This is a genomic window from Paraburkholderia sp. GAS333 (assembly GCF_050435665.1).
Classification (GTDB): Bacteria; Pseudomonadota; Gammaproteobacteria; order Burkholderiales; family Burkholderiaceae; genus Paraburkholderia; species Paraburkholderia fungorum_A.
Window position 1 is genome coordinate 34164 of the sequence record NZ_JBNDKS010000002.1, and the last position, 25320, is coordinate 59483.

A 25320-nucleotide genomic window follows, 5' to 3' on the forward strand; every position below is an offset into this window, starting at 1 on the left:
CACGGTAGGTGCCGAGCGCCGCACAACAACCACAACTTCCGACAAACCTCCTTTGAATTCCGATACCCACCAACACCTGCGCGCCAATCTGCTGATGCTGATCGCCGCCATCATCTGGGGCTCTGCTTTCGTCGCGCAACGCCTGAGCTTCGACGCGATCGGCCCGTTTCTGTTTACCGGATTGCGCTTCCTGCTCGGCGCCCTCGTCGTCCTGACGATGATCGTCTGCGTCAGACGCTCCGCACTCGCGGAACTGACCAAGCGCGGACCAAACGGCGCACGCGAACTGCTCGGCGCAGGCGGCTCGCTTGGCGTGGTTCTCGCCGTATCGATCTCGCTGCAACAGATCGGCCTGCAATACACGAAGATCGCCAATGCCGGTTTTATCAGCTCGCTTTATGTCGTGATCGTGCCTCTGCTGGGCGTGTTGTTCAGGCATCGCACGGGATTCGGCACGTGGCTCGGCGCAACGCTGGCGGCGATCGGCATGTACTTCCTGAGCGTCGACGAACATTTTTCGATGCTGTACGGCGACTGGTATCAACTCGCCGGCGCACTCGTCATTTCCGTTCAGATGATGCTGGTCGGCCGCTTCGCGCAACGACACGACACACTGATGCTGGCGCTCGTGCAGTTTGTCGTGTGCGGGCTCGCGTGCCTGGTTGTCGGGCTGGTCATCGAGCCGGTCAGCCTCACGGTGATAAAGCGCGCCGCGCCGACCATTGCGTACGGCGGAGCGTTGTCGGTCGGCGTCGCGTATACGATTCAGGTGGTCGCTCAACGCTACGCGGCACCCTCGCACGCGGCGGTGATTTTCAGTATGGAAGGCGTGTTTGCAGCGCTGGCCGGTTGGTTCGTGCTCGGTGAGACGCTGTCGGAGCGCGCGCTGATTGGATGTGCGCTGATGCTGGCGGGTTTGATCGTCTGTCAGGTCATGCCGAACTGGCGGCGGGACCGCGTTCCTCGGGCGTCTTCGTCTTAAGCGCGACGGGAATCGCGCTTTGTGGGCCGACGATCTAAATGATCTGCTGTATTCAACCGTCGGAACCTTGATGCGCCAACGGTTCTCGCCCAGCCCTAAGCCGCTCGCGGATGAGCGAAGAAAGTGGGTGTATCCGCGGTGGGTGGGAATACGCACCAGCAGCCATCGTCATGTCGAAAGAAAAACAGGCTTCGCGAACCCGCTTCAACCGATGTCTCGACACGCACATAACGCCGCCCGCCCACGCGGGTCCGGCTGAATTCAGTGACATGGACGGGCGCCGAAGGTAACGGCGCGAGCCATTTCTCAACCAGAAAACGCAATGACTGTTCGCTTGCGGCTCTCATGATCCGCTCCGCACGGGCTTGGTTTGATGCGCTTCGCGGATGGCGTCGGCGTTGTTGTCGGTGTCGTCGGCATCGGCGTCTTCTTCAGCGGATGCAAGGGCGATTGCCCGGTTGGTCGCTGCTGCCCGCAACGTACTGCAATGGGCCGCATGCCGGATATCCGAGAGAAGCCGGACTAGCTGTCGTGCTGATCTGCGTTTCATACACCCCCCGCACTGCACCAAGAACCTCAGAAAACACTTTAACTCTATGCCTGGATCAAGCGTTGCCGAAATGGTTTTGACGAAATAGCAACACTCGCGCTTGCAAAAAGAGAGACGCAATCTTCGTACCGCGCATCTTGAATGTGCGCGTGACGTGGGAGGTGGTCTGTACGCTGGCGAGCGGTTTACGTCGCAGGAAATGCCGATGAATTGGCCGCAGGAAATATTGCTAAAAAATTGGGCACTGGGAGGAGGGAAAAATACTCGCCGAAGGGAAAGTTATCCACAATTGCCTATGAATAACTTCGGTATAGCCCCCTGAACAGCCTGTGCGCGGAATCTTGATAAGAGCAGCTTGTCACTCAGCGCCATCAAAGTTATCCCGGTTATGTAGTTTTTCTACAGACGTATTCCGCAGAGTTATTGTTTCTGCACGGCGTTGATGTCACGGAACATTTGGGAGTTATCCACAGAAGGGGTTAACCCTTGTTAACTATTACTACATATGTATACAAACAAAGTAAAAGACATAGGATAAGTACCGCTTCGGCGCTGAGTTTCGAGGCTGTGCAAGTTAACCGCCCTTCTCCTCGAAGCCCGCGTTCGATCAAGGCGTGACGAAGTTAACTCCACTTGCCGGCAAAGTCGCCGCAGCAGCGGCCTGGCCGATTGCATCCGGCAGAGCAGGAGCAGGTGCCGAAGTTGTCGTTTCAACCTGAATCTGGACCGGCACCGGCAGCAGTCGTGTTTCGACCGAACTGCTCGTCACCGGCTGCGTGCGCACCACCGTCTGAAGATAGTGATCGACGAGTCCGAAGAAACGGTCGTAGAACTTGCCCGAAGGAATCGTCTCGCTCGACACCTTGACCATCGCGTCGTTGTTCGAGCGAATAGGCAATGACAGCGAACCCAGCACGCTGAGCCCGACACTGGCCGAGGTATCGCTTTTCTTCAGTGCAAAACCGTTCTGCACCGCGTTGACGTAAACGATGCTCGTATCGGCCGCCTCTTCTCCCGGCGTGCAGACCACATGAAATTCGACGACCACATGGGTATCGCCGGTCGGCTGAAAATTCTTGGTGCCGTCGACGGTATCGGTGCGCGGCATCGTCGTCAGATAGCCTTGGCTCAACAGTGCGCGGCGAGCGGCTTCGCAGCTGTCCGTCGTGCTCGAATTGAAATTGCGCGCATAAGGGCTCGCGCCCGTTTCGAACAATTCCTGCTGGAATTTGGGCTGTGGCGTGCTGCTGCAAGCCGCGAGCGTGAACAGGCCACATAGGCCGAAGGCGCCGAACAGAGCGGAAACTGTGCTTTTAGGGGACGAGGGCAACATGGTCGATCGCAAGAAACGCTGCGTGAGCGCGGATGGGAAAGCATTGTAGAGCGGTTATCCGGCGTGCGTAAAAGCTCGCCAGGCAGCCCGTAGAGCGGTACGGCGCGGTCGTTTACATGCAGGGAAAGAGATGACCGCAGCCAGGGTGCCACGGCGGTAAAAAGCCACGCAGAAAACGCGGTTTTATTTCGAGGCGGCAGTCGATCCGACGGCAACCGGCTTCGACGCCGCACCACTGCTCTCGCCGATGGCATTGAGCATCGGTACGGTAAACGCGTCGGTCCAATGATCCAGCGGCAACGGTGCGCAGCGGTCTGCTTCGCATACGTCCGTTTTTACGTCGGACGACGACGCGGCGTCTTCCGGTGCGGCGACCGCGGCGAAATCTTCGACGCGCAAGCTCACTTTCTGCGCGTACGCCTGCGACCCGCCGTAGCTCTTGAGCGCGGCATTCATGTCGCCGTTGGCGTTACGCATGTAGCCGTAAAGAATGGCCGACCCGACTTCGATGTTGGCGGTCGGTTCGGTGAGGTCCTTGACGTTCCTCAGCAGCCCGCGATGGGCGCCCGGCACGACCTGCATCAGCCCGGTTGCGCCGTTGGCGCCTCTGGCCTTTTCCTTGAAGCGGGATTCGATCGAGATGATGGCCAGCAGAAGCGCCGGCGGGAGGGAATATTTCGACGCGGCGGATTGCACGGCGTCGGAAATCTTTTGAGCTTTTTCCTTTGCCAGACCGAATTTCTGCGTCAGATACGCGGACATGCGGTCAGTATTTTCGTCGGCCGAAGCGGTTTGCATCAGGCCGAGCGAAAGCACGATCAGGCAAAGTAACCGGCTCATAGCGGTGGACGGGAAAGGAAGGGATTCGGGCATTATAGCGCTGCCCCAAAAAGAGGCACGGATCGGCGAAATTTTCCCTTTTGAATCAAGGCCGATCGGCAATCCTTTTCGTCTTACTTAAGCGGTTTCGACTTGAGATCGTAGTCGTCGTTGAGGGTAGTCAGGAAGGCCGCGACATCGTCGATATCGCGTTCGGACCACACCGGGCGTTCACCGGCTTTGCGGGTCAACGGTTCGTCTGTCGTATCGACATTGCCGCGCAACGCGACCGGCAAATCGTTGAACTTGTCCACCTTGCCGTGCGCGTCTTTCGGATACCACTTCGCCGGATTCGTATCGCGCTGCACGTAAAAACGCAACGCATCCTTCAGCGTGTGGAAGCGGCCATTGTGGAAAAACACATGACGTGTTGCCGTATTGCGCAACGAAACCGATCTGAACAGTCCGCAATTGATCTTCTCTTTCGACTGATCGGTGCGCAGCGGTCCGCACAAACCCATGTCGAAATACTTGGGATCGGCGTTCGCTTTCAACTCAGGATTGCGCGGCACGCCGAGCGCCTGGAAGTTGAAATCGGTGAAGAGCGGATGGGACCCGTCGACACCCTTCTGGTCGATATGGCAGGACGCGCAATTGCCGCCCGCTGGATTGTCGAACAGTTTCTGACCTCGTAATTCTTGTGCCGTTAGTTGCACTTTTCCGTCGAGGTAGTAGTCGTACTTGCTGGTATACGGGTGGAAGCTCGGGTCTTCGAGTTCGAAGCGCTCGATCGCGTACATCGCCTGAGCGAACGCCTTGGTGCGATCCACGAAGATGTTCTGGCCGAACACCTCCTTGAACCGTCCCGCATATGGCGCCTGCTCCAGCTTCGCCAGCACGGCGGCCGGGTCCTTGTTCGCCATCTCGCCCGGATTGAACAGCGGGAAGGTCGCCTGATCGTGCAAGCTGTTAAAGCGTCCATCCCACGCGAAGCCGCCGACTGGCGCGTTGTCCGTTTCGCTTAACCGCTCGGAGAGACTGGCCGCCTGTGCATGGCTCCAGATCGGCGTGCGGTTGAGGATGTAGCGCAGGCTCGGCACGGCCCGCGTGCCCTGCTGATGCATATCCGCCCCTCCCAACTGCGCGGCCAGCCCGTCAGGCGGCCCGTACGCGTGCGAGGGGCTATGGCAGCTCGCGCACGACATCTTCCCCGACGCGGACAGCGACGCGTCGAAGAAAATCAATTTGCCGAGCGCCGCGGCATCGCTATAAACGGGTTTGGGGCCGGCCGACGAGGCGGGCTTTGTATCAACCGGGGTCACCAAAGCAGAAGCCGCGGCATGGGCCGCGGCTGGCAGCAAAGCGGCGGCGCTGAGCAGAGCAGCAAGCGCTGCCCAGCGCGCGCCGCCGCGCGCTGTGAGTCGTGTTGCGGAAAACAGCATCGAATCGCTTACAGGTTCGTGAAAATGTCGCTGCCGAAACCAACCAGACCCGCCTGACCTGCATAGCCGAGGTGATCCAGCTGGAAGATGTCCTCAATACTCTTGAGCATCGAGTAATGGTTGTACGGCACCGTCGACACCGTGCCCGGCTTGATGAACTTCGAGATCATGACCGCGCCGGTCTGGTCGCCGCCGTAGCTTTGCTTGGTCAGGTTGATCGTGATGCCCTGGTAGGTCAGCGACGAAGTCTGCGGATACGGCGCGAGATTCGGACCCGGCTGTTCGCTACAGCAGGTCGCGCCGGTGAACACCAGATCCTCGCCTGTCGCCGAAGTCGTCACGGTCGCGTAACTGCTTTCGTCGAAATTGATGATCAGCAGGCCGTCCTTCTGGAATGCCGGCGACGCCGTGATGATCGGCACCCACTTCTGCAGGAACGTGTTCGCGCTCGTCAGGCCGCCAGGCTGGCCGTTCACGCAAGGCGAGTCGTGACCGTCATCGCACAGGCTCGGCGTAATCAGGTTGAAGTTGGCGGTGGTCGAGATCGACTGAAGATCGCTGGTGAGGTTGTTCAGATTGACGACGTGCTCCCCGCAATCCGACGAATCGATGATCGAGTGGAAGTACATGAACGGGTTGTGACGCGTCGCGTACTGGTCGCCCAGCGGCACGGCGGCGCTCGGCGCTTCTGCAGATTGCGTCAGGTCGGTCGTGTTCAGCGTCGGGTGACCGCAAGTGGCGGCTTCGCGTGTCGGGTCGTTGCCCATGTCGCCTTCATAGCCCTTCCACGTGTAACCGGCCGCCTTCAACTGGTCCGGCAGCGTCTTGATGCTCGCGGGATACACGCAACCCGAGCCGATCGCCTGACCATCCGACGTCGTGCCCGTGAGCTTGTAGTCCTCATAGGTGATGCAGTCGTTGTCGGTTTCGGTCGTCGGCGCCTGGCCGCTGATCATCGAGATGTAGTTGTCGAGACTCACGTGGCCCGTGCCGTAGTACTGCTGCACCATCGCGCCTTGCGCCGCGAGTGTCTGCGCGAGATACGGCGCCTTGGTACTCGCGCCGAACGTGGTCGCGTAGTTTTCGTTTTCGAGCGTGATGACGAAGACGTGGCGGATCTGCTGCTGGCCCGTCGGTCCGATCGACGACGAGCCGCAAGCCGCGACGATCACGCTGACTAAGGCCGCGAAAACGACCAGAAATAAAGCACGCAAGCCATTGCGTTTTGACATGTCTTTTTGCCCCTGGGGGATTAGAGTTTTAATAAGCGGGGCAGACTTTATGCAGCGTCTGTGACATGCGCGTGAATTGCGCGACGTAGTGTCACAGGTGGAATATATACAGCGACGAATGATTGTTTTCGCGGAAGAAACTTGCATAGCCCGCAAACAGGCCGGCTTTGGCGGGATTTGAGACAATAGGCGACGCCGGTGAATATGTCGTCTCTGTCGTCAGTACGGCCGGTTGCACCAGCGTTGGCCTTTCGTGCCGCATTTCAGCACCGGATTTGCGTGCCGGTTTCCGCGCCGACAGCGGTCCATCGAACAACAGAAGTTTCCAGATTTCAGGTATGAGCAAGACTGCATTTATCCCCAGCGTCCCTGCCAGTTCGGAGGACGATTTCGACATCACGGCCATGTCCAAGATGGCGGGCTACCGCCGTTTCTACGGCGTGTTGAAAGTGGTTCGAACCACCGACGGCCGCGTTCTGTTTCCGTTCGACGGCGCGCCCGAACTCGGCCCGTACGCCACCAAACTCGAAGCCATCGCGGCCGCGCAGGTGTACGGCGAACACATCGTGACGAGCGACCTCGCGCGTCCGGAAATGTAGGCGTGCGTCGTCGTTGCACGAGGCGGCCTGCGTGAAGACTTTGGGAGCTACGCATGACCTCCTGGCTGCGCAACATGAACTCATCGGCTGCTGTCACGCGGAGCGCGGCCGCGCTGCTAAGCGCCCTGTCGGCCGCCTTCAGCCCTGCGGGATTCGCACAGGACGCCACCAGTTTCGACGCCGCGCAAACCGCGCTTGGCAACGCCGAAATCGTCCACGCGCAGGTTCGGGTCGCCGCGATCTATGCCCCCACCAACAGCGTCACGATCCGGGGGGCGCACGGCAATCTCGCGGATGTCGACGTCAATCCCGCCGTGGCCGATGTCAGCCGCCTGCAAGTCGGCGACCGGCTTAACGTCGCGTACCAGCAGGCCATCCTGATTCACGTCGACAAACTGGCGACCCGAGGCGTGCGCGAGCGCGTCGAAACCACCGTGGCAATTCCGGCGTCGGCGGGATTCGTGTCGTCGGCGCACCGGGTGCGAGTGGTCGCGACGGTGGTCGCTATCGATCGAAAAAACCGCATGATGACGCTGCGTGGGCCGAAGCACCGGCAGGTGCTGCGGGCATCCAGTGCGATCCCGCTCGACGAGCTCAAAGTCGGCGACAGCGTGCGGGCGGAGTTCGTGTCGGCGGTCGCCGTGGAACTCGTGAGGGACTGACGTGCACGCGTTTCGCTGCGCAAGCGGCCCGAATCCGCGCATTTAACGGTGCGGCGGCAATGACTTGCCTGCATCACAGGCGCTATACTCGCCGGATGGACACGAAACCGACCCCGCCGAATCAGCATCGTTGGTGGCACGCCTAACCTGGGCGGCCCGTTTCTACTCGTACATCGAAAACGTGATGCCGCCAGTTCTGGCGGCATTGTCGTATTTGCGCGCCAGGTACCGGTGGGGTCGATAACCACGGAACACCAGACTATGTCGCAAGCAGAACAATCGTCGAAACAAGCCGTCATTCTCACCGGCGACCGCACGACCGGCCCGCTGCATCTGGGTCACTACATCGGTTCGTTGCGCTCGCGCGTGCAGCTTCAGCACGAAGCACAGCAATTCCTGCTGCTGGCCGACGCACAGGCCATGACCGACAACGTCGGCAAGCATCAGAAAGTGACCGAGAACGTGATCGAAGTCGCGCTGGACTATCTGGCGGTCGGCATCGACCCGGCGAAGTCGACGATTTTCATTCAATCGCAAGTCGCCGAACTGGCCGAACTGACGCAATATCTGCTCAACCTCGTCACGGTCGCGCGTCTCGAACGCAATCCGACCATCAAGTCGGAAATCGTGTTGCGCGGATTCGAGCGTGATATTCCTGCCGGCTTCCTCACCTATCCGGTCAGCCAGGCCGCCGACATCACCGCATTCAAGGCAACGCGCGTGCCGGTCGGCGACGACCAGTTGCCGATGATCGAGCAAACCAACGAACTCGTGCGCCGCTTCAACTTCACCGTCGAGAAGGAAGTGCTGGTCGAATGCCAGGCGGTGCTGTCGCACGTCGCGCGTCTGCCGGGTATCGACGGCAAGGCGAAGATGAGCAAGTCGCTCGGCAATTCGATCCCGCTCGGCGCGACGCCGGATGAAATCTCGCAAGCCGTGAAGAACATGTACACGGACCCGAACCACCTGCGCGTCGCCGATCCGGGTCAGGTCGAGGGCAATGTCGTGTTCTCGTTCCTCGACGCATTCGAGCCCGACACGGCGAAGGTCGACGAGATGAAGGAGCACTATCGTCGCGGCGGCCTGGGCGACAGCGTAGTCAAGCGCGCGCTCAACGAACGCCTGCAGGAAATGCTGACGCCGATTCGCGAGCGTCGCCGTGAATTCGAGGCGGATCGTGGCGCGGTGCTGGAAATTCTGCGTCAGGGCACCCTGCGCGCACGCGAGGTGGCGGCTGCGACTGTGTCGGAAGTGAAGGCAGCGCTGGGGTTGAACTACTTCCAGAGCTAAGCGCGTGATTTTGCGCTGAAGGGAGTTTGTTTTGCGCGCGATTCAAAACATTTGAATCGCGCGTTCTCTGCTTTTCCAGGCTGGTGCCAGGACGACCGGCCCGTCGTCCGAATGAACGGAACGGCAGGCCGCGAAACCGCTTATTCCACCGTGACCGATTTCGCCAGATTCCGCGGCTTATCCACATCGGTTCCGCGCGCACACGCCGTGTGATACGCCAGCAACTGCAGCGGCACGACGTGCAGGATCGGCGACAGCAAGCCATAGTGTTCCGGCATCCGGATCACATGCAGACCTTCGTCGTTGACGATCTTCGTATCCGCGTCGGCGAAAACATAAAGCTGACCGCCGCGTGCACGCACTTCCTGAATATTCGACTTCAGCTTTTCGAGCAGCGCGTCATTCGGCGCGACCGTCACCACCGGCATCGCTTCGGTCACGAGCGCGAGCGGCCCGTGCTTCAACTCGCCAGCCGGATAAGCCTCGGCGTGGATATACGAAATTTCCTTGAGCTTCAGCGCGCCTTCGAGCGCGATTGGGTAATGCAACCCGCGGCCCAGGAACAGCGCGTGTTCCTTGCGCGAAAACTCTTCCGACCACGCGATGATCTGCGGCTCCAGCGCCAGCACGCTGTTCAGTGCAGCCGGCAAATGGCGCAACTGCTTCAGATAACTGGCTTCCTGTTCGTCGTTCAGATGACCGCGCAGTTTCGCCAAAGTGGCGGCCAGTACGAACAGCGCGACCAGTTGCGTAGTGAACGCCTTGGTCGACGCCACGCCGATCTCGCGGCCCGCGTGCGTGAGGAACGACAGTTCCGTCTGACGCACCATCGCGCTCGTGCCGACGTTGCAGACGGCCAGCGTGTGCTTGTGTCCGAGCGACTGCGCATGCTTGAGCGCGGCGAGCGTGTCGGCCGTTTCGCCGGACTGCGAGATCACCACCACCAGCGACTTCGGATTCGGCACCGATTCGCGATAGCGATACTCGCTCGCGATTTCCACCTGGGTCGGGATCTTCGCGATCGATTCGAGCCAGTACTTCGCGGTCAGCCCCGAGTAATAGCTCGTGCCGCACGCGAGAATCAGCAGGCTGTCGATCTCGCCGAACACCTTCCCCGCGCTCTCGCCGAAGATCGACGGATCGAATGAATCGGCTTGCGGGATCGTGTCGGTGATCGCGCGCGGCTGCTCGAAAATTTCCTTCTGCATGAAGTGGCGATACGGGCCGAGTTCGACCGCGCCGCCGTATGCCGCAACCTGACGCACTTCACGCTGCGCGTCACTGCCGTCGCGATCGGCGATACGCACGCCGTCGAGCGACAGTTCACAGACATCGCCTTCTTCGAGGAAGATGAAGCGCTCGGTGCTGCCAGCCAGCGCCAGCGCGTCGGATGCGAGGAAGTTCTCGCCGTTGCCGAGCCCGACCACCAGCGGCGAACCTTGCCGCGCGCCGACTACCGTGTGCGGCTGATTCTTATGCAGCACCGCAATCGCGTACGCGCCGTGCAATTGCGCGATGGCTTCGCGCACAGCGGCGAACAGATCGCCCTTGTACACGCTGTGCACCAGGTGAGCGATAACCTCCGTGTCGGTCTGCGAGACGAAGGTATAGCCCTTGCCGCGCAGCATTTCGCGCAACGACTCGTAGTTCTCGATGATGCCGTTGTGTACCAACGCAAGCTCATCTTTCGAGAAGATCGGGTGGGCGTTGTCGGTGACCGGCGCGCCGTGCGTGGCCCAGCGCGTATGCGCAATACCCGTGATGCCTTCGAGATGGCTCTCGCGCACCTGTTCTTCGAGATCGGCCACGCGCGCGACGCTGCGCGCCCGGCGCGGACCATTTTCGCCGAGCACGGCGACGCCGCACGAATCGTAGCCGCGATATTCGAGGCGTCGCAGTCCTTCGATCAGGACGGGAACGATATTACGTTGCGCAACCGCGCCGACAATGCCACACATGTCTTCTTCCTTTATTCAGTGCTGGATTTCAAGGAGCACGCCTTGCGGCGCGCGTCGCTGCCGTCAGCTCTTCTTCTTGACCGGGCGCACATAGCCCGTTTTACTGGTTTGCGTCTTGTCGTTCAGAACCAGCGTGCCGGCTTCGACGTCCTTCCAGACCGTCGTGCCCGCCGCGATCGACGCGCCGCGTTTCACGCGCACCGGCGCGACCAGCTGGGTGTCCGAGCCGACGAACACGTCGTCTTCGATCACCGTGCGGAATTTGTTCGCGCCGTCGTAGTTACAGGTGATGGTACCCGCGCCGATATTCACGCGCGCACCGATGTCCGCGTCGCCGATATAGGTGAGGTGGTTCGCTTTCGAGCCGTGGCCGAGCACCGCATTTTTCACTTCGACGAAGTTGCCGACGTGCGACTCGTCCTGCAGCGACGCGCCCGGACGCAAGCGCGCGTACGGCCCGAGCACCACGTTCGCGCCGACTTCGGCGCCTTCGATATGCGTGAACGCATCGACCCGTGTGCCGGCGCCGATGCTCGCATTGCGGATTACGCAGTTCGGTCCGATGGTCACGTTGTCGGCCAGCGTCACGCGGCCTTCGAACACGCAGTTCACGTCGATGGAAACGTCGCGGCCGCACTCGAGCGAGCCGCGTACGTCCAGACGCGCCGGGTCGGCCAACGTCACGCCCGCGATCAGCAAGGCGTCGGCGACGTTGTGCTGGTGAATGCGCTCCAGTTCGGCAAGCTGCTGCTTGCTGTTCACGCCGAGCGTTTCCCACTCTTCATCGGGCTGCGTGGTGACGATCTCAAGACCCGCTTCGATCGCCATCTCGACTGCGTCGGTCAGATAGAACTCGCCTTGCGCGTTGTCGTTTTTCAGCGACGCGAGCCAGCCCGCGAGCCGTTCGGTCGGCGCCACGATAATGCCGGTGTTGATCTCGGCGATCTGCAGCTGTTCCGCGCTCGCGTCTTTCTGTTCGACGATGCGCTGCACCTTGCCCTGCTGATCGCGCACGATGCGGCCGTAGCCGCTCGGGTCGTCCAGCGTGACGGTGAGTACGCCGTAGCCGCCCTGCCCCGCGCGGTCGGTCAGCGCCTGCAGCGTGCTGGCGCGCGTGAGCGGCACGTCGCCGTAAAGCACCAGCGTGGGTTCGGACGGATCGAGCAGCGGCAATGCCTGCTGGACTGCGTGCCCCGTGCCGAGTTGCTGTTCCTGCACGGCAAACTGGACGTCGGGCGCCGCGACGGCCTTGCGCACGGCTTCAGCGCCATGTCCGATCACGACGACAAGACGCGCGGGTTTGAGCGCGCGAGCCGTGTCGATAACGTGAGCGAGAAGCGGCTGGCCAGCCAGAGGATGGAGCACCTTGGGAAGCGCGGACCGCATACGCTTGCCGGTGCCTGCCGCCAAAATAACGATGTTCATGGCGTTGGCAATGGGACGAGTTTTGAGCCGTGGATTCTATCACGCAGCCTATAACGACAAAGGCCGCTAGTGCGGCCCCAAGTCATGCTGAAATGTGCGGAAACGCCCATTTTTCAGGGCGTTTTCCGCTTTCGTCAAAGATCGTCAAACTGCACAATCGAGATCGTTTTCGACGCGGTGAGCGGCGCACCTTCACCGCTGTCCGGCGAACACGGATCTTCGTCGAATGCAATGTCGCCTTGCGGATCGGCTTCGCCGGTCGCGCGCAGATTGGCGAACGGATACAGCTTGTGATCCATCAAATGCGACGGCACGACGTTCGACAATGCATTGAACATATTCTCGATGCGGCCCGGGAAACGCTTTTCCCAGTCGCGCACCAGCGCCTTCATTTCCGCGCGTTTCAGGTTCGGTTGGCTACCGCACAGATTGCACGGAATAATCGGGAATTCGCGCAGTTCCGCGTACTTTTCCAGATCGGTTTCCTTCACGTAGGCGAGCGGACGGATCACGATGTTCTTGCCGTCGTCCGATTGCAGCTTGGGCGGCATTCCCTTCAGCTTGCCGCCGTAGAACATGTTCAGCAGCAGCGTTTGCAGAATGTCGTCGCGATGATGGCCGAGCGCGATCTTGGTCGCGCCGAGTTCGCCCGCCACGCGGTACAGAATGCCGCGACGCAGCCGCGAGCACAGCGAACAGGTGGTTTTGCCCTCAGGCACCAGCCGCTTGACGATGCTGTACGTGTCCTGATTCTCGATGTGAAACGGAATGTCGAGTTGCTTCAGGTATTCGGGCAGCACGTGTTCGGGGAAGCCGGGCTGCTTCTGGTCGAGATTCACCGCGACGATGTCGAAGTTGATCGGCGCGCGCTCGCGCAACCGCATCAGGATTTCGAGCATCGCGTAGCTGTCTTTGCCGCCCGACAGGCAGACCATCACCTTGTCGCCGTCCTCGATCATGTTGAAATCGACGATCGCCTCGCCGACCTGGCGCGCGAGTCGCTTGAACAGCTTGTTGTTCTCGTACGCTTCTTTCTGCTCGCGACGCGTGAGCGGTGCCTTGACCCTGGCTGCGGGCGCGGCGGCAGTTGCGCCGTCGTTCAGGATGTCTGGAGCGTTCATGGCTCAGTCCTCTTTGATACGGAAGACTTCGACGCCCACAGCGTCGCAGTCCGGGTACACGTCCGGCTTCTCAGTCGACACGCGCGCCGCCCGCACTTGCGGATGTTCGAGCATGGTCTTCACGAGGTCGTCGCACAGCGTTTCCTGCAGGTGAATATGACCCTGCTCGACGCGGCGCGAAATGGTGGAGCGCATGAAGTCGTAATCGACGACTTCGTTGAGCTTGTCCTGAACCGGCGTGGACAGCGCGAGCGGCACGAACAGTTCGACGTTGATCACGACGCGCTGTTCGCCGCGCTTTTCGAAATCGTGCACGCCGATGTTGATATGCACTTCGTAATTGCGCAGAAAAAGGCGGCGGCAATCGGCGAGCCGGGGATGCGAAAGAGCGGCAAACATGTTCGTTCCAGTCAAAAAAGCGTGCGGGGCACGCAGGGGGCGCTTGGGTGGCGCGGCATTTTTCTGTCTGCCAGTAGACAGCAGAACCGCCGCGCGCGTCAGGCGCCCGTCAAAAACATAACGTCGCGCGGCATGGGCAGCAGATGCTGCCCGCCGTCGACCACCAGCGTCGTACCGGTGACGCCCGCTGCATCGGCGAGATACAGCGCGGCGGCGACAATATCTTCGGGTCGCGACGCGCGGCCCAAAGGCGTAATACGGTGAGCGGCTTCAAAACCGTCTTGCGTCTGGTCGCCGGATTGCAGCGTCAGACCGGGCGCGAGCCCGACCACGCGCACTTTCGGCGCCAACGCCTGGGCCAGCGCGACCGTGGCTGTCTGTAACGCCGCCTTCGACAGCGTGTACGACAGATAGTCCGGATTCATGTTGTACAGCTTCTGATCCAGCACGTTGATCACGACGCCGCGCAGGCTTTCGTCCGTGCGCGCGGCCTCGGGCGTCGCCTCGAACAGCATGCGCGCCAGCACCAGCGGCGCGCCGAGATTCATCGCGGTCAGCTTCAGCAGCAGCTCGTAACCGACGTTCTGCGCCGTGTCCTCTTCGAAGCGCGACGCATTGTTGACGATACACGCCGGCCGGCCGAGCGCCGCGATGCAGTCCGGCAAAAGCCGTTCAACCTGCGATTCGTCGCCTAATTCGGCCTGCAGAGCCACCGCGCGGCGGCCCAGAGCGGTGATTTGCGCGACCGTTTCGTCGGCTTCCTCGCGGGACGCACCGTAGTGAACCGCCACGTCCCAGCCGCGAGCGGCAAATCCGAGCGCGAGCGCACGCCCGATGCGGCGGGCGGCGCCGGTTATCAGCACGATACGCGGCGTTTCGCGAGTTTCCGGCGAGCGGGCGGCGGCGGTGTCCACGGGGGTATCCGAAGAGGCGGTCATTTACAATACGGGGATGAATCCGAAAGCTCACCAACCCGATAGTTTACCTGCTCCCGGCCCGAGCGCGCTCGCGCAGTCCGAAGCGCTGGTCTCGCAGATCCGCTCGGAGCTCGAAAATGCGGGCGGCTGGCTGCCGTTCGACCGCTATATGGAACGCGCGCTTTACGCGCCGGGACTCGGCTATTACAGCGGTGGTTCGCGCAAATTTGGTCTGCGTGGCGACGACGGCAGCGACTTCGTGACCGCGCCGGAATTGTCGCCGCTATTCGCCGCGACGCTCGCGCGCCCGCTGGCCGAGGCTTTGCAGGCAAGCGGCACGCGCGACGTGATGGAATTCGGCGCGGGCACAGGCAAACTGGCCGCTGGCCTGCTGAACGCGCTCGACGGGTTGGGCGCGGAGTTCGACAGCTATTCGATCGTGGATCTGTCCGGCGAACTGCGCGAGCGTCAGCGCGAGACGATCGCGGCGGTCGCGCCTGCTTTGCTGGCGAAAGTCCGCTGGCTGGACGCGTTGCCTGAGCAGTTCGAGGGCGTGGTGATCGGCAACGAGGTGCTGGACGCGATGCCGGTGCGGCTTTTCGCGTTCACCGGCGGCATCTGGCACGAGCGCGGCGTGGTATGGCGCGACGACGCGTTCGCGTTCGACGACCGTCCGGTTTCCGGCACGTCTACCGACCTCGCGTTGCTGTCGGAAATCGACACGAGCGCGGGCGATGACTACGTCGCCGAAACGCACGAAGCGGCGAGCGCGTTCACGCGCACCGTCTGCACGATGCTCACGCGCGGCGCGGTGTTTCTGATCGACTACGGTTTTCCGCGACACGAGTATTACCACGCGCAACGCGCGCAGGGCACGCTGATGTGCCACTACCGGCATCGCGCGCACGGCGATCCGTTCCTTTATCCGGGCTTGCAGGACATCACCGCGCACGTCGAATTCACCGGAATCGCCGAAGCGGGCGTCGAAACGGGCGCGGATTTGCTGGGTTTCACGTCGCAAGCGCGGTTTTTGCTGAACGCGGGAATTACTGAAGCGCTGTCGGAAATCGATCCCGCCGATACCGCGCGGTTTCTGCCGGCGGCGAATGCGGTGCAGAAGTTGTTGTCGGAAGCGGAGATGGGTGAACTGTTCAAGGTGATCGCCTTCTCACGCGGACTTGACGACACGCTGCAAGCCTTTTCCAGCGGCGACCGTTCGCATACGCTGTGATTTCCGGCCTACTTCGTCTCAGGAACGCACGATGATCCGCTGGCTATTGACTACGTTTATTGCGGTGGCGGTGCTGTCGTCCTGCTGGCCGTGGCTGCGGAAAATCGGCATTGGCCGGATGCCCGGCGACGTGACCTTGCGCATGTTCGGCCGCGAGTATCCGTTTCCTTTTATGTCGACGCTGGTGTTGTCGATGCTGTTGTCGCTCGTGGCGCGGATGTTGTAGGTTTTCGCCTGCCTCGGCGATTGCCCTCTGCGTTCGATCACAGCCGGCCGCAACCGCAGCGGTCCGTTGTGATCGAAGCGCAAAAGACAAAGCGCACTATCCCAGCGCAGCCTCCACTGCGCGAACCCGCTCCTGATGCACCGCGTCCTTGATCCCGGCAGGCGCATCGGCGAGACGTTTGGCCACTGCACCGGCATCCACACCCCGCGCAGCGACCAGCGCCACGCGTAAGCGCTCGGCCTGTGGATAATCCCGCGTCTCAAAACCGAGCCGCCCGCGCGCATCCGCCTCGCAAGCCTGCAACGCCTCGGCGAAGCGCGCCGGTTTGCGGATTGCGTCGCCGCGTTCCAGCAGCCTGACCAGTGCAGCCGCCCCCATTTCCATCACGCGATGAATGTTGCCGTGCTCGCGCGCCACCAGCAGCGCCAGATCGCGGCAGTCGTTCGGCACGCGCAGGCGCTCGCAAAGCGGTTTCAGCAGATCGACGCTGCGCCCTTCGTGGCCGATATGTCTGGGCAGCACGTCGTCGGGCGTGGTCGCCTTGCCGAGGTCGTGCGTCAGCGCCGCGAACCGCACCGGCAGCGCGTAGCCCTGCTGCGCGGCATGATCGACCACCATCATCACGTGGACGCCCGTATCCACCTCCGGGTGATAGTCGGCCCGCTGCGGCACGCCATAGAGCGCGTCGATTTCCGGCAGAATCCGCGCCAACGCGCCGCATTCACGCAGTACCTCGAACATTCGCGAAGGCTTTTTCTCCATCAGGCCGCGCGACACTTCCTGCCACACGCGCTCGGCCACCAGCGCGTCCACCTCGCCGTCGGCGACCATCTTGCGCATCAGCGCCAGCGTTTCCGGCGCGACGTTGAAGTCGACAAAGCGGGCCGCAAAGCGCGCAATCCGCAGAATCCGCACGGGATCTTCGAGAAACGCATCGCTGACATGGCGGAAGAGCCGTGCCTGCAAGTCGCCTTGTCCATTGAACGGGTCGATCACCGGACCGGTCAGTTCACCGTCCGGGCGAACTTCGCGAGCCATCGCGTTGACCGTCAGGTCGCGGCGCGCGAGGTCCTCTTCGAGTGTGACGTCCGGGGCATAGAAAAACTGGAAGCCGTGATAACCCGCCGCCGTCTTGCGCTCTGTGCGAGCGAGCGCGTATTCCTCATGCGTCTGCGGATGCAGAAACACGGGGAAATCCTTGCCCACCGGCCGATAGCCCTGCGCCACCATCTGCTCGGGCGTCGCGCCGACCACCACGTAATCGCGATCCAGCGCCGGCACGCCCAGCAATTCGTCGCGGATCGCACCGCCTACCGCGTAGATTTTCATGGGCATACGTCTTGGTACGGAATCGCGTGGGTTTCGCGACGCGACGCGTCGATCCATTCGCGGACAGCGGGCACCGCGTTGATCCGCTCGACATAAGCCGAGGCGGTGTCGGACAAGGCCGGCTGCCAGGTGTTGAAGCGCATCACGACCGGCGCGTACATCGCGTCGGCAATACCGAACTCGCCGAACAGGAACGGCCCGCCATACGTATCGAGGCAGTCGCGCCAGATCGCCTCGATTCGCGCGATATCGGCGAGCGCCTCGGGCGTCGCGTTCCTGCCTGGAAACGATGCGCGGATATTCATCCACATATTCGAGCGCAATGCGCCGAAGCCCGAGTGCATTTCGGCGCTGACGCTGCGGGCGCGCGCACGCGCCAACGGGTCGCGCGGCCACAGCGCGTGCTGCGGAAAGCGCTCGGCCAGCGTCTCCGCAATCGCGAGCGAATCCCACACGGCGGCGCCGGTTTCGTCGATCAGACACGGCACCTTGCCCGGACCTTGAGGCGCGTGCGCGAGCACCGCCGTAGTCGTGTCGGCCTGGTACAGATGGATCAGCACTTCTTCGAACGAAATATCGAAATGCTTCAGCAGCAGCCATGGGCGCATCGACCATGACGAATAATTCTTGTCACCAATAATCAGCTTCATGCTTCGTCTACTTGGTTTAACCGCAGATTCAAGCGGGTTTGAACAGAAAAAAGAAGTTGCTTCAACGGCCCGCGGTGGCGCGGAACGCATCGAAGCGCGAACGCGTAGACGCGCCCGTCAGATACACCGGCGCGATGGTTTCGATGCTGGTCGGCTCGATGCCGAGTTCAGGCGCGACCGGTGCGCTCAACACGTTGTCGACTTTCATCGAATCGAGATTGTCGCGCGAGATGACCGGCTTACCGGGCGCCATTTCGAACGTGAGCGCCTGCAAACGCGCGAACGCTTCCGGCAGACGGATGATCCGCGCGTGTTTGCCGATCACGTCGCCGCAATAGCTGACGAGATCTTCGAGCGTGTAGACGGTCGGGCCGCCCAGTTCGTAGGTATGGCCGCTGGCGGCGTCGAGGTCGATCACGTTGGTGATGGCCTTCGCCACGTCGCCGACATACACCGGCTGAAACTTTGCGTCCGGCATCGCGAGCGGGATGACCGGAAACATCCGCTGCAAGAACGCGAACTTGTTGAGGAACTCGTCTTCGGGACCAAACACCACGGACGGACGAAACACCGTCCACGCCAGATTGGCCGCGTGCACCGCTTTCTCGCCGTCGCCCTTCGAGCGCGCGTACATGCTCGGCCCGTTCGAATCTGCGCCGAGCGCGCTGACGTGAATCATCCGATGCACGCCCTTGCCCTCGCACGCGGCGACGATGCGGGTCGGCAACTCGACATGCATCAGCGCGAATTCCGAACCGTACGGTTTGCCGCGATTGCCGTTCAACGTCGCCACGAGATTGATCACGCAATCGGCGCCCTCGACAAAGCGCGCGAGCTGAACCGGATCGAACACATCGGTTTCGATCACGTCGATTGGCAACAAGGTGAGATGGCGGGCGTTATAGCGCCGCCGGGTGGCGATGCGAACGTCTTTGCCCAGTTCGACGAGCGAGTTGACGAGGTGGCTACCGATAAACCCGGAACCGCCGATGATCGCAATGGCTTGATGTCGCATTTTCGACTCCCTGGTGGAAGCCGCGGCAACGGCTGGCGTGGCGCGCTGCAGCCTCGGGCGAGGCTGCAGCGGCACGGCGCTTACGGTGCGATGTAACCCAGACGCGCCTTCAGCGATTGCGGACGGCCTTCGAACAATGCCGCGTAGTAGACCGTGTTGGACAACACGTTCTTCACGTAGTCACGCGTTTCCTGGAACGGAATCGCTTCGGCGAAGATCGCGCCTTCAACCGGATGCTGCAACGAAGCCCGCCAGTTGCGCGGACGGCCAGGACCCGCGTTATAGCCTGCGGTGGCCAGCACGGCGGACCCGTCGAACTGATTGTAGATCATGGACAGGTAGTTGGTCCCGAGCAGGATATTGGTGTTGATGTCGTTCATCTGTTCGCGCGAAATCGGGCCGAGGCCGATCTTTTTCGCGACCAGTTGCGCGGTGCCCGGCATCAATTGCATCAAGCCGCTCGCGCCGACTTCGGAGCGCGCGTTCATGATGAAGCGCGATTCCTGACGGATCAGACCATACGCCCACTCGACGTCGAGCCCGTTCGACTGCGCGTCGCGGTCGACGATATCGCGGAACGGCGACAGATACCGCAGCGAGAAATCGTGTTCGCTCTTCGTGCGGTCGGCCGTGTTGACGGTGCGGTCATAAAGCTGGATACGGCGCGCGTATTCGGCGGCCGCGAGCAGTTGCCGGTCGCTCATGGTGCGCAGCGGCCAGTTCCATTCGCGATTGCCTTCAAGCCGCAGATTCATCGCGTAGAACCGCTGCGCGAGATCGAAACCAGGCGTGTTTGCAGCCTGCTGGACTTCGGCATCGCTGACAGTGGTTTTCGGCGGAACGGTGATTTTCTGGCCGAGTTCTTCAGCGGCCAGTTGACCGTAGAAGTTGAAGCCCGGCGAGATCGATGCGAATTCCTGGTTGGCGGTGGCCGTGTCGCCGGCCTGCTTGAGTGCGCGCGCATGCCAGTACACCCACGACGGCTGATTGCGCAATGCCTCGGGCATCTGTTCGATCGACCAGCGCACCATATTCCAGTCGCCGGCCAGCAGCGCGGTGCGGGTGCGCCATTCATACGCGGGATTCGACAGCGGCGCATTCGCCGACAGGCGGTACCAGTCGACTGCGCTCGGCATCTGCTTGGCGGCGGCCTGATAGGCAATCGTGCCCCAGCCGATGGCGCGCTCCGGCGAACTCAGCGACGGCGCCACCGACGCAAACGTAGCCGCGGCCATGGCCGGGTCGTTGCGCGCCATGCGCGTGATCGCGAGCAACGCCAGCTGATGCGATTGCGAATCCGGACCGACACCACGCGCCAGCAACAACGGCGGCGCATTGGTAGCCTGCGCGAACAGCGTGGGATCGGGCGGATTGTTGCTCAGCGCGTCGACGAGCTTGCTGCCGGTGTTGGTGTTGTTCTGCTCGTAAGCGAGACGGATCTGTTGCCAGATGTCGTCGGTGCTGAACTGGCGGCTCACGCCCAGCGTCGTGATCAGGTCGACACAGCCGTCGCCGTACCACTTCGGATCGACCAGCAGCGCACGCGCCGCGTCGGCCACGTTTTCACCCCGCGACGCCCGCGATTCGAGCGCGTAGCACTTCACCTGCGTGTCGTCGTTCAACACGAAGCGGGCGTACTGCTGATCGAAATTGCGCCAGTCGTGACGCGTGCCGAGCACCGTGAGGTAGTCGTTGCGCATGCGGTCGGCGATAGCCTGGCCGTCGTACTTCTGCAGAAACGCCAGCACCGGCGCGTCCGGCGCGTCGACGCGTGCATGGCCGGACGAATCGAACAGTTGCGGCTTGATCTGGAAGTACTCCAGATAAGCAGGCGCCGGATAGTTCGGGATCATGCTCGCCAGTTGGGCTGCACGCGCCGCGTCGTTATTGCGGGACGCTTCGCGCAACTGGACGAAGGTCTGGTCGTCGTTGGTGAGCTGCGAAAGGGGGATGGGCTTGACGGCTACGGCCGTGCTGCACGCGACGAGTGCCGCAGCGGCAAGCGCCAGACCGGCCGCGCGATATACTCGGTAAAGGCGTTTTGACATCGTTGTTTCTGGAGCGCGAATTGAACCCAAGCATAGCATGCAACCCTGTCCCGGAATCGAAAAAGGCGTTGCGTCGAATGCTATTGGAAGCAAGGCTACAAGCGGCTTCCGACCCGGCATACAACGCTGCGCTCGGCCGTCGTGTGCTGGACGCGCTGAAGCACTTCGGAGCAGCCAGCGTGGGCTTCTACTGGCCGCTCGCGGGTGAGTTCGACGCACGTCCCGCGGTCTCGGTCTGGTTGACGGCCAATGCGCAGCGCGAAGCCAGTCTGCCGATTGTCAAGGAGCGTGGCGCGCCGCTCGAATTCCATGCATGGACCCCCGCGACGCCGATGAAAATCGGTCATCACAAGATTGCTGAGCCGACCTCGGGACAGGTAGTCGTTCCCGAACTGCTGTTCATACCGTGTGTGGGATTCGATGCCGATGGCTACCGGCTAGGCTACGGCGGCGGATACTACGATCGCACGCTGGCCGCGTGGCCGGGATCGAAGCAACCGGTCACGGTGGGCATCGCTTATGAAGCGTGCCGCACGCAAGATCTTCAACGTGAAGCGCACGACATTGCGCTCGATCTGATCGTCACCGAGGCTGGGGTTTATCCGCCCCGTTGAATTGAACGCCGGGCGAGCGCCACCCGGCTACAAAGACGCCGCCGCCCGCGCCGCCGTGTCGTACAAGCCGGACGCGTTGCGCATCAACTGCGCCGCGTCGCCGATCTGCTCGTTGGTCAGGCCGCTTTCCTTCAGCGTCGAAATCAGGCAACTCTCGCGCACTTCCCGATATTTCAGACACAACTCGCGACCCGCTTCGGTCGCGGAGAAGAACACTTCCTTGCCGGTCTTTTCGCTTTTTACATACCCTCTAGCTACGAGTTTCTTCAGCGCGTAGGTGGCGACGTGGGTGTCTTCTATGTTCAGCACGAAGCAGATGTCCGCCAGTTTCTTGCGACGTTCGCGATGGCTGACGTGATGAAGCAGCGATACTTCGATGGCGGTCATGTCCTTGTCGCCGGCCGCCGACATGCAGCGCACCATCCACCGGTTGAATGCATTGCCGGCCATGATCAGCGCGTACTCGAGTTCGGACAGCTCGGCGCTGGTCTCGGACACGAGATGTTCCGATGAAACGATCTTGGTGGGATGGCGCGACATGGCGAAAATTCTCGGGGAAACAGGGTGGGAAGGTGTCGGGAGTGTACGACGAGCCGTGAATCCCGGGGAGCCTGGCAAAAACGCTTATTGAGAAATTGTTGATATTTTATTGATAATGTACGCTTCATTCATCGTGCATCGACGAGTGTGCAGTGTGCTCACTTCCTTCGACCCGACCTGGGCTGTCAAGTCATGAGCCAACCAAGAATTTTTCCGCTCGGCGATGCCGCGCTTGTCTGCGAATCGCCGCCGCCCGCGACGCTTGCGTGCCAGCGCCGCGTGTGGGCCGCAGCTGAGCTCGCGCGCGACTGGCCGCATGTGCTGGAAGTCGTGCCGGGTATGAACAATCTGACGCTCGTCTTCGATCCGCTCGAGGCCGACCGCGAAGCGCTCGCCAGCGAGTTGCTGAAAGCGTGGAACGCGGCGGGCGCGACACCGGAGCCGGGTCGCGAAGTGGAGATCCCCGTGCAGTACGGCGGCGAATTCGGCCCGGATCTGCAAGCGGTCGCCGATCACACGGGCCTGAGCGTCAACGAAATCGTGCAGCGCCATTCGGGCGGCGAATACGTCGTGTTCTTCCTCGGCTTCCAGCCGGGCTTCGCCTACATGGGCGGACTCGACGCCGCGTTGCACGCGCCGCGCCGCGCGTCGCCGAGGTTGGAGGTGCCAGCGGGCTCGGTCGGCATCGGCGGAGAGCAGACGGGCATTTATCCGGCCACGTCGCCCGGCGGCTGGCAGTTGATCGGACGCACCGAGCTACCGCTTTTCGACGCCACGCGCCGCCCGCCCACGCTGCTGCAGCCGGGCGACCGGGTTCGCTTCACCATCGCGGGGATACACGCATGATCGATGTGATTCGCGCGGGTCTGCTGACTACGATTCAGGATCTCGGCCGTCATGGCTATCGTCATCTCGGCGTGGCGATGGGGGGCGCGCTCGACCGCCTGTCGCTGGAAGTCGGCAACCGGCTGGTGGGCAATCGCCCCGACGCAGCCGGTCTGGAAATCACCTTCGGCCCGACCGTGCTGCGCTTTCTGCGCGCCACGCGGGTGGCGATCACGGGCACCGAATTCGGCGCGACGCTCGACGGCAAGCCGGTCTATTCATGGTGGAGCCTGCCGGTGCAGGCCGGTCAGGAACTCGTGCTGAACGGCGCGAAACGCGGCATGCGCGGCTACGTGTGCGTGGCGGGCGGCATCGACGTATTGCCGATGCTCGGCTCGCGCAGCACCGACCTCGCCGGCCAGTTCGGCGGACTCGGCGGTCGCGCGCTGCGTGACGGCGACCGTCTGCCGGTCGGCGCGCCGCCGCCGCGCGACCATGTCGGCTTCACGCCGGAGGCGCCCGAATTCGGCGTAAAAGCGCCCTACTGGTGCAAATTCGTGCTGGTTCACGAACCGTTGAGGCGCGGCCGTCATCCGTCGGGCGTGCCTTGGGCGATTCCGATTCGCGTGCTGCGCGGCCCCGAATACGACAGCTTCACCGAAGCCGCGCACGAATCGTTCTGGTCCGACGAGTGGCTCGTCACGCCGAACAGCAACCGGATGGGCTATCGCCTCGCCGGTGCCGAACTGAAACGGACGCAGAAAACCGATCTGCTGTCGCACGCGGTGTTGCCCGGGACCATCCAGGTGCCACCGAACGGCCAGCCGATCGTCTTGATGAGCGACGCGCAGACCACCGGCGGTTATCCGAAAATCGGCGCGGTGATCCAGGCGGATTTGTGGAAGCTCGCGCAGGTCCGGCTGAACGCGTCCGTACGCTTTATCCCGACGACGCCTTACGAAGCGCGTCAGGCTTTGCTGGAAGAACGCACGTATTTGCGGCAGATCGACGCCGCGATCGCGATGCATGAAGAACGCTGCGCGCGCCAGTTGGCGGTCGCGGCGGGGTAACCGGAATACGCGGGACCACCCCGGTTTTTGCTCGAACGGGCTCTCCCCTTCGGGAGTCCGGTGCAAAAGACGCCGGGTTGGAAAGCACCTGCAATCAGTAGAGGAACACCATGGAAATCGATTTGAACGCCGACCTCGGCGAAGGCTGCGGCTCCGACGAGGCGCTGCTCGCGCTCGTCAGTTCGGCGAACATCGCGTGCGGCTGGCACGCGGGCGGCGCCAACACGATGCGCGACTGCGTGCGCTGGGCGGTGCAGAAAGGCGTGTCGATCGGCGCGCATCCGAGCTTCAACGATCCGGAAAATTTCGGCCGCAAGGAAATGGATCTGCCGGCCGGCGAAATTTACGCGGGCGTGCTGTATCAACTCGGCGCGCTGTCGGCGATTGCTCAGGCTGAAGGCGGCCGCATCGCGCACGTCAAGCCGCACGGCGCGCTGTACAACCAGGCCGCGCGCGACGCGAAAATCGCCGACGCGATTGTGTCGGCGGTGCACGATTTCGATCCGTCGGTGGCGGTGTTCGCGCTCGCCAACAGCGGTCTCGTGACGGCGGCACGCAACGCAGGTCTGACCGCGATCGAAGAAGTGTTCGCCGACCGGGGTTATCGCGCGGACGGCTCGCTCGTGCCGCGCAACCAGCCCGGCGCGTTGCTCGACGACGAAGAGGAAGTACTGGAGCGCACGCTCGCGATGATCCGCGACCAGCGTGTGCGAGCCGTGGACGGTCAATGGGTGCCGCTGAACGCGCAAACCATCTGTCTGCATGGCGACGGCCCGCATGCGCTCGCGTTTGCGAAGCGTATTCGCGGCGCGCTGGAAGCGGCCGGCATCGAAGTGCATGCGGCGGGCGCCGCGCGCGTCTGAGCGACAGCGCTGATTTAAACGCCGACGTCACCGCAACAAGCAGCGCAATTCAACCCTTGTGACACCTCCGACGCCCCGCTCTCACGCGGGGCGTTTGCCAGGTGCCGAACGTATTCGCGGTATTTGCATCGGCTAGCCGATGCGGGTGCCGGCAGTGGAAGTTCGAAGTCACACGGCCAT

At 62.2% G+C, this 25320-nt stretch carries 27 protein-coding genes; 10 read left to right on the plus strand and 17 right to left on the minus strand.

Features of this window, described 5'->3' with window-relative positions; all coding sequences use genetic code 11:
• Positions 1–94: 94 nt before the first annotated feature.
• The gene (locus tag ABH945_RS09345; RefSeq protein ID WP_429251073.1) at positions 95–982 is read left to right on the plus strand and encodes a DMT family transporter; all 888 of its coding nucleotides are present in this window, start codon (positions 95–97) and stop codon (positions 980–982) included.
• Positions 983–1077: 95 nt separating this feature from the next.
• Here ABH945_RS09345 and ABH945_RS09350 read toward each other — a convergent pair whose 3' ends face one another.
• The 7 genes from ABH945_RS09350 to ABH945_RS09380 all read right to left on the minus strand — a co-directional run bounded on the left by ABH945_RS09350 (position 1078) and on the right by ABH945_RS09380 (position 6755).
• Positions 1078–1329 carry a hypothetical protein gene (locus ABH945_RS09350; protein ID WP_429250406.1) on the minus strand — a complete coding sequence of 84 codons (252 nt, stop codon included), beginning with the start codon at positions 1327–1329 and terminating at the stop codon, positions 1078–1080.
• Complete coding sequence (locus ABH945_RS09355; protein ID WP_143026190.1) at positions 1326–1532, minus strand: hypothetical protein; 207 nt, start codon at positions 1530–1532, stop codon at positions 1326–1328. The genes ABH945_RS09350 and ABH945_RS09355 overlap by 4 nt, the downstream gene beginning before the upstream one ends.
• Before the next feature lie 607 nt (positions 1533–2139).
• Positions 2140–2865, minus strand: a complete 726-nt coding sequence (locus ABH945_RS09360) for a DUF2242 domain-containing protein (protein ID WP_429250407.1) — start codon at positions 2863–2865, stop codon at positions 2140–2142.
• A 183-nt stretch (positions 2866–3048) separates the two neighbouring features.
• Positions 3049–3705 carry a lytic transglycosylase domain-containing protein gene (locus ABH945_RS09365; protein WP_429251074.1) on the minus strand — a complete coding sequence of 219 codons (657 nt, stop codon included), beginning with the start codon at positions 3703–3705 and terminating at the stop codon, positions 3049–3051.
• A 113-nt stretch (positions 3706–3818) separates the two neighbouring features.
• Entirely contained in the window at positions 3819–5009 is a 1191-nt protein-coding gene (locus ABH945_RS09370) for a cytochrome c peroxidase (RefSeq protein ID WP_143026270.1), read from the minus strand.
• A gap of 125 nt (positions 5010–5134) precedes the next feature.
• Positions 5135–6358, minus strand: a complete 1224-nt coding sequence (locus ABH945_RS09375; RefSeq protein WP_074762408.1) for an alkaline phosphatase family protein — start codon at positions 6356–6358, stop codon at positions 5135–5137.
• Between the two features lie 91 nt (positions 6359–6449).
• A complete protein-coding gene (locus ABH945_RS09380; RefSeq protein ID WP_429251104.1) occupies positions 6450–6755 on the minus strand; it encodes a hypothetical protein in 306 nt (101 codons plus the stop codon).
• Between ABH945_RS09380 and ABH945_RS09385 the strand changes: the two genes are divergently transcribed.
• From ABH945_RS09385 to trpS, 3 genes are all read left to right on the plus strand, one after another.
• Positions 6697–6957: a DUF6723 family protein gene (locus ABH945_RS09385; RefSeq protein WP_074762410.1), complete on the plus strand. Its 261-nt coding sequence runs from the start codon at positions 6697–6699 to the stop codon at positions 6955–6957. The two genes, ABH945_RS09380 and ABH945_RS09385, sit on opposite strands and share 59 nt — an antisense overlap.
• Before the next feature lie 53 nt (positions 6958–7010).
• Positions 7011–7619, plus strand: coding sequence for a hypothetical protein (locus ABH945_RS09390; RefSeq protein WP_429250408.1), 609 nt, complete (start codon positions 7011–7013; stop codon positions 7617–7619).
• A 261-nt stretch (positions 7620–7880) separates the two neighbouring features.
• Positions 7881–8909 carry a tryptophan--tRNA ligase gene (gene trpS, locus ABH945_RS09395; protein ID WP_074762411.1) on the plus strand — a complete coding sequence of 343 codons (1029 nt, stop codon included), beginning with the start codon at positions 7881–7883 and terminating at the stop codon, positions 8907–8909.
• A 140-nt stretch (positions 8910–9049) separates the two neighbouring features.
• On the opposite strand, the gene glmS is transcribed toward trpS, so the two are convergent.
• The 5 genes from glmS to ABH945_RS09420 all read right to left on the minus strand — a co-directional run bounded on the left by glmS (position 9050) and on the right by ABH945_RS09420 (position 14750).
• The gene (gene glmS, locus ABH945_RS09400; protein WP_429250409.1) at positions 9050–10867 is read right to left on the minus strand and encodes a glutamine--fructose-6-phosphate transaminase (isomerizing); all 1818 of its coding nucleotides are present in this window, start codon (positions 10865–10867) and stop codon (positions 9050–9052) included.
• A 63-nt stretch (positions 10868–10930) separates the two neighbouring features.
• A complete protein-coding gene (gene glmU / locus ABH945_RS09405; RefSeq protein ID WP_429250410.1) occupies positions 10931–12292 on the minus strand; it encodes a bifunctional UDP-N-acetylglucosamine diphosphorylase/glucosamine-1-phosphate N-acetyltransferase GlmU in 1362 nt (453 codons plus the stop codon).
• Between the two features lie 134 nt (positions 12293–12426).
• Positions 12427–13413, minus strand: a complete 987-nt coding sequence (gene ttcA, locus ABH945_RS09410) for a tRNA 2-thiocytidine(32) synthetase TtcA (protein WP_429250411.1) — start codon at positions 13411–13413, stop codon at positions 12427–12429.
• Between the two features lie 3 nt (positions 13414–13416).
• The gene (locus tag ABH945_RS09415) at positions 13417–13812 is read right to left on the minus strand and encodes a dihydroneopterin aldolase (protein ID WP_012434647.1); all 396 of its coding nucleotides are present in this window, start codon (positions 13810–13812) and stop codon (positions 13417–13419) included.
• Between the two features lie 98 nt (positions 13813–13910).
• Positions 13911–14750: an SDR family oxidoreductase gene (locus tag ABH945_RS09420; RefSeq protein WP_429250412.1), complete on the minus strand. Its 840-nt coding sequence runs from the start codon at positions 14748–14750 to the stop codon at positions 13911–13913.
• Between the two features lie 13 nt (positions 14751–14763).
• Between ABH945_RS09420 and ABH945_RS09425 the strand changes: the two genes are divergently transcribed.
• Together ABH945_RS09425 and ABH945_RS09430 are read left to right on the plus strand one after the other, a co-directional pair.
• Positions 14764–15960 carry a class I SAM-dependent methyltransferase gene (locus ABH945_RS09425; protein ID WP_429250413.1) on the plus strand — a complete coding sequence of 399 codons (1197 nt, stop codon included), beginning with the start codon at positions 14764–14766 and terminating at the stop codon, positions 15958–15960.
• Between the two features lie 31 nt (positions 15961–15991).
• Entirely contained in the window at positions 15992–16186 is a 195-nt protein-coding gene (locus ABH945_RS09430; protein WP_074762417.1) for a DUF2905 domain-containing protein, read from the plus strand.
• A 96-nt stretch (positions 16187–16282) separates the two neighbouring features.
• Here the strand turns inward: ABH945_RS09430 and ABH945_RS09435 are convergent, their stop codons facing one another.
• The 4 genes from ABH945_RS09435 to ABH945_RS09450 all read right to left on the minus strand — a co-directional run bounded on the left by ABH945_RS09435 (position 16283) and on the right by ABH945_RS09450 (position 21228).
• Positions 16283–17515, minus strand: coding sequence for a multifunctional CCA addition/repair protein (locus ABH945_RS09435; RefSeq protein ID WP_429250414.1), 1233 nt, complete (start codon positions 17513–17515; stop codon positions 16283–16285).
• Positions 17512–18165: a glutathione S-transferase family protein gene (locus tag ABH945_RS09440; protein ID WP_074762419.1), complete on the minus strand. Its 654-nt coding sequence runs from the start codon at positions 18163–18165 to the stop codon at positions 17512–17514. The genes ABH945_RS09435 and ABH945_RS09440 overlap by 4 nt, the downstream gene beginning before the upstream one ends.
• A 61-nt stretch (positions 18166–18226) precedes the next feature.
• Entirely contained in the window at positions 18227–19180 is a 954-nt protein-coding gene (locus ABH945_RS09445) for a complex I NDUFA9 subunit family protein (protein WP_429250415.1), read from the minus strand.
• An 80-nt stretch (positions 19181–19260) separates the two neighbouring features.
• Entirely contained in the window at positions 19261–21228 is a 1968-nt protein-coding gene (locus ABH945_RS09450) for a lytic transglycosylase domain-containing protein (RefSeq protein WP_074762421.1), read from the minus strand.
• A 77-nt stretch (positions 21229–21305) separates the two neighbouring features.
• Here ABH945_RS09450 and ABH945_RS09455 point away from each other — a divergent pair, with 77 nt between their 5' ends.
• On the plus strand, positions 21306–21842 hold the full coding sequence (locus ABH945_RS09455) for a 5-formyltetrahydrofolate cyclo-ligase (RefSeq protein ID WP_253189594.1): 537 nt from the start codon (positions 21306–21308) through the stop codon (positions 21840–21842).
• A 27-nt stretch (positions 21843–21869) separates the two neighbouring features.
• Here ABH945_RS09455 and ABH945_RS09460 read toward each other — a convergent pair whose 3' ends face one another.
• Entirely contained in the window at positions 21870–22382 is a 513-nt protein-coding gene (locus ABH945_RS09460) for a winged helix DNA-binding protein (RefSeq protein WP_042327041.1), read from the minus strand.
• A gap of 192 nt (positions 22383–22574) precedes the next feature.
• On the opposite strand from ABH945_RS09460, the gene pxpB reads away from it, so the two are divergent.
• The 3 genes from pxpB to pxpA all read left to right on the plus strand — a co-directional run bounded on the left by pxpB (position 22575) and on the right by pxpA (position 25140).
• Complete coding sequence (gene pxpB, locus ABH945_RS09465; protein ID WP_429250416.1) at positions 22575–23228, plus strand: 5-oxoprolinase subunit PxpB; 654 nt, start codon at positions 22575–22577, stop codon at positions 23226–23228.
• Positions 23225–24277, plus strand: coding sequence for a biotin-dependent carboxyltransferase family protein (locus tag ABH945_RS09470; RefSeq protein WP_074762423.1), 1053 nt, complete (start codon positions 23225–23227; stop codon positions 24275–24277). Before pxpB ends, ABH945_RS09470 begins: the two co-directional genes overlap by 4 nt.
• A gap of 110 nt (positions 24278–24387) precedes the next feature.
• Positions 24388–25140, plus strand: coding sequence for a 5-oxoprolinase subunit PxpA (pxpA, locus tag ABH945_RS09475; RefSeq protein WP_429250417.1), 753 nt, complete (start codon positions 24388–24390; stop codon positions 25138–25140).
• Positions 25141–25320 lie beyond the last annotated feature (180 nt).

Bases quoted from the DNA above. Each gene is read 5' to 3' on its own strand.
- ABH945_RS09345 (WP_429251073.1), top strand. From the start codon at position 95: ATGCTGATCGCCGCCATCATCTGGGGCTCTGCTTTCGTCGCGCAACGC.
- ABH945_RS09350 (WP_429250406.1), bottom strand. From the start codon at position 1,329: ATGAGAGCCGCAAGCGAACAGTCATTGCGTTTTCTGGTTGAGAAATGG.
- ABH945_RS09355 (WP_143026190.1), bottom strand. From the start codon at position 1,532: ATGAAACGCAGATCAGCACGACAGCTAGTCCGGCTTCTCTCGGATATC.
- ABH945_RS09360 (WP_429250407.1), bottom strand. From the start codon at position 2,865: ATGTTGCCCTCGTCCCCTAAAAGCACAGTTTCCGCTCTGTTCGGCGCC.
- ABH945_RS09365 (WP_429251074.1), bottom strand. From the start codon at position 3,705: ATGAGCCGGTTACTTTGCCTGATCGTGCTTTCGCTCGGCCTGATGCAA.
- ABH945_RS09375 (WP_074762408.1), bottom strand. From the start codon at position 6,358: ATGTCAAAACGCAATGGCTTGCGTGCTTTATTTCTGGTCGTTTTCGCG.
- ABH945_RS09385 (WP_074762410.1), top strand. From the start codon at position 6,697: ATGAGCAAGACTGCATTTATCCCCAGCGTCCCTGCCAGTTCGGAGGAC.
- ABH945_RS09380 (WP_429251104.1), bottom strand. From the start codon at position 6,755: ATGTCGAAATCGTCCTCCGAACTGGCAGGGACGCTGGGGATAAATGCA.
- ABH945_RS09390 (WP_429250408.1), top strand. From the start codon at position 7,011: ATGACCTCCTGGCTGCGCAACATGAACTCATCGGCTGCTGTCACGCGG.
- trpS (WP_074762411.1), top strand. From the start codon at position 7,881: ATGTCGCAAGCAGAACAATCGTCGAAACAAGCCGTCATTCTCACCGGC.
- glmS (WP_429250409.1), bottom strand. From the start codon at position 10,867: ATGTGTGGCATTGTCGGCGCGGTTGCGCAACGTAATATCGTTCCCGTC.
- glmU (WP_429250410.1), bottom strand. From the start codon at position 12,292: ATGAACATCGTTATTTTGGCGGCAGGCACCGGCAAGCGTATGCGGTCC.
- ttcA (WP_429250411.1), bottom strand. From the start codon at position 13,413: ATGAACGCTCCAGACATCCTGAACGACGGCGCAACTGCCGCCGCGCCC.
- ABH945_RS09415 (WP_012434647.1), bottom strand. From the start codon at position 13,812: ATGTTTGCCGCTCTTTCGCATCCCCGGCTCGCCGATTGCCGCCGCCTT.
- ABH945_RS09420 (WP_429250412.1), bottom strand. From the start codon at position 14,750: ATGACCGCCTCTTCGGATACCCCCGTGGACACCGCCGCCGCCCGCTCG.
- ABH945_RS09425 (WP_429250413.1), top strand. From the start codon at position 14,764: ATGAATCCGAAAGCTCACCAACCCGATAGTTTACCTGCTCCCGGCCCG.
- ABH945_RS09430 (WP_074762417.1), top strand. From the start codon at position 15,992: ATGATCCGCTGGCTATTGACTACGTTTATTGCGGTGGCGGTGCTGTCG.
- ABH945_RS09435 (WP_429250414.1), bottom strand. From the start codon at position 17,515: ATGAAAATCTACGCGGTAGGCGGTGCGATCCGCGACGAATTGCTGGGC.
- ABH945_RS09440 (WP_074762419.1), bottom strand. From the start codon at position 18,165: ATGAAGCTGATTATTGGTGACAAGAATTATTCGTCATGGTCGATGCGC.
- ABH945_RS09445 (WP_429250415.1), bottom strand. From the start codon at position 19,180: ATGCGACATCAAGCCATTGCGATCATCGGCGGTTCCGGGTTTATCGGT.
- ABH945_RS09450 (WP_074762421.1), bottom strand. From the start codon at position 21,228: ATGTCAAAACGCCTTTACCGAGTATATCGCGCGGCCGGTCTGGCGCTT.
- ABH945_RS09455 (WP_253189594.1), top strand. From the start codon at position 21,306: ATGCTATTGGAAGCAAGGCTACAAGCGGCTTCCGACCCGGCATACAAC.
- ABH945_RS09460 (WP_042327041.1), bottom strand. From the start codon at position 22,382: ATGTCGCGCCATCCCACCAAGATCGTTTCATCGGAACATCTCGTGTCC.
- pxpB (WP_429250416.1), top strand. From the start codon at position 22,575: ATGAGCCAACCAAGAATTTTTCCGCTCGGCGATGCCGCGCTTGTCTGC.
- ABH945_RS09470 (WP_074762423.1), top strand. From the start codon at position 23,225: ATGATCGATGTGATTCGCGCGGGTCTGCTGACTACGATTCAGGATCTC.
- pxpA (WP_429250417.1), top strand. From the start codon at position 24,388: ATGGAAATCGATTTGAACGCCGACCTCGGCGAAGGCTGCGGCTCCGAC.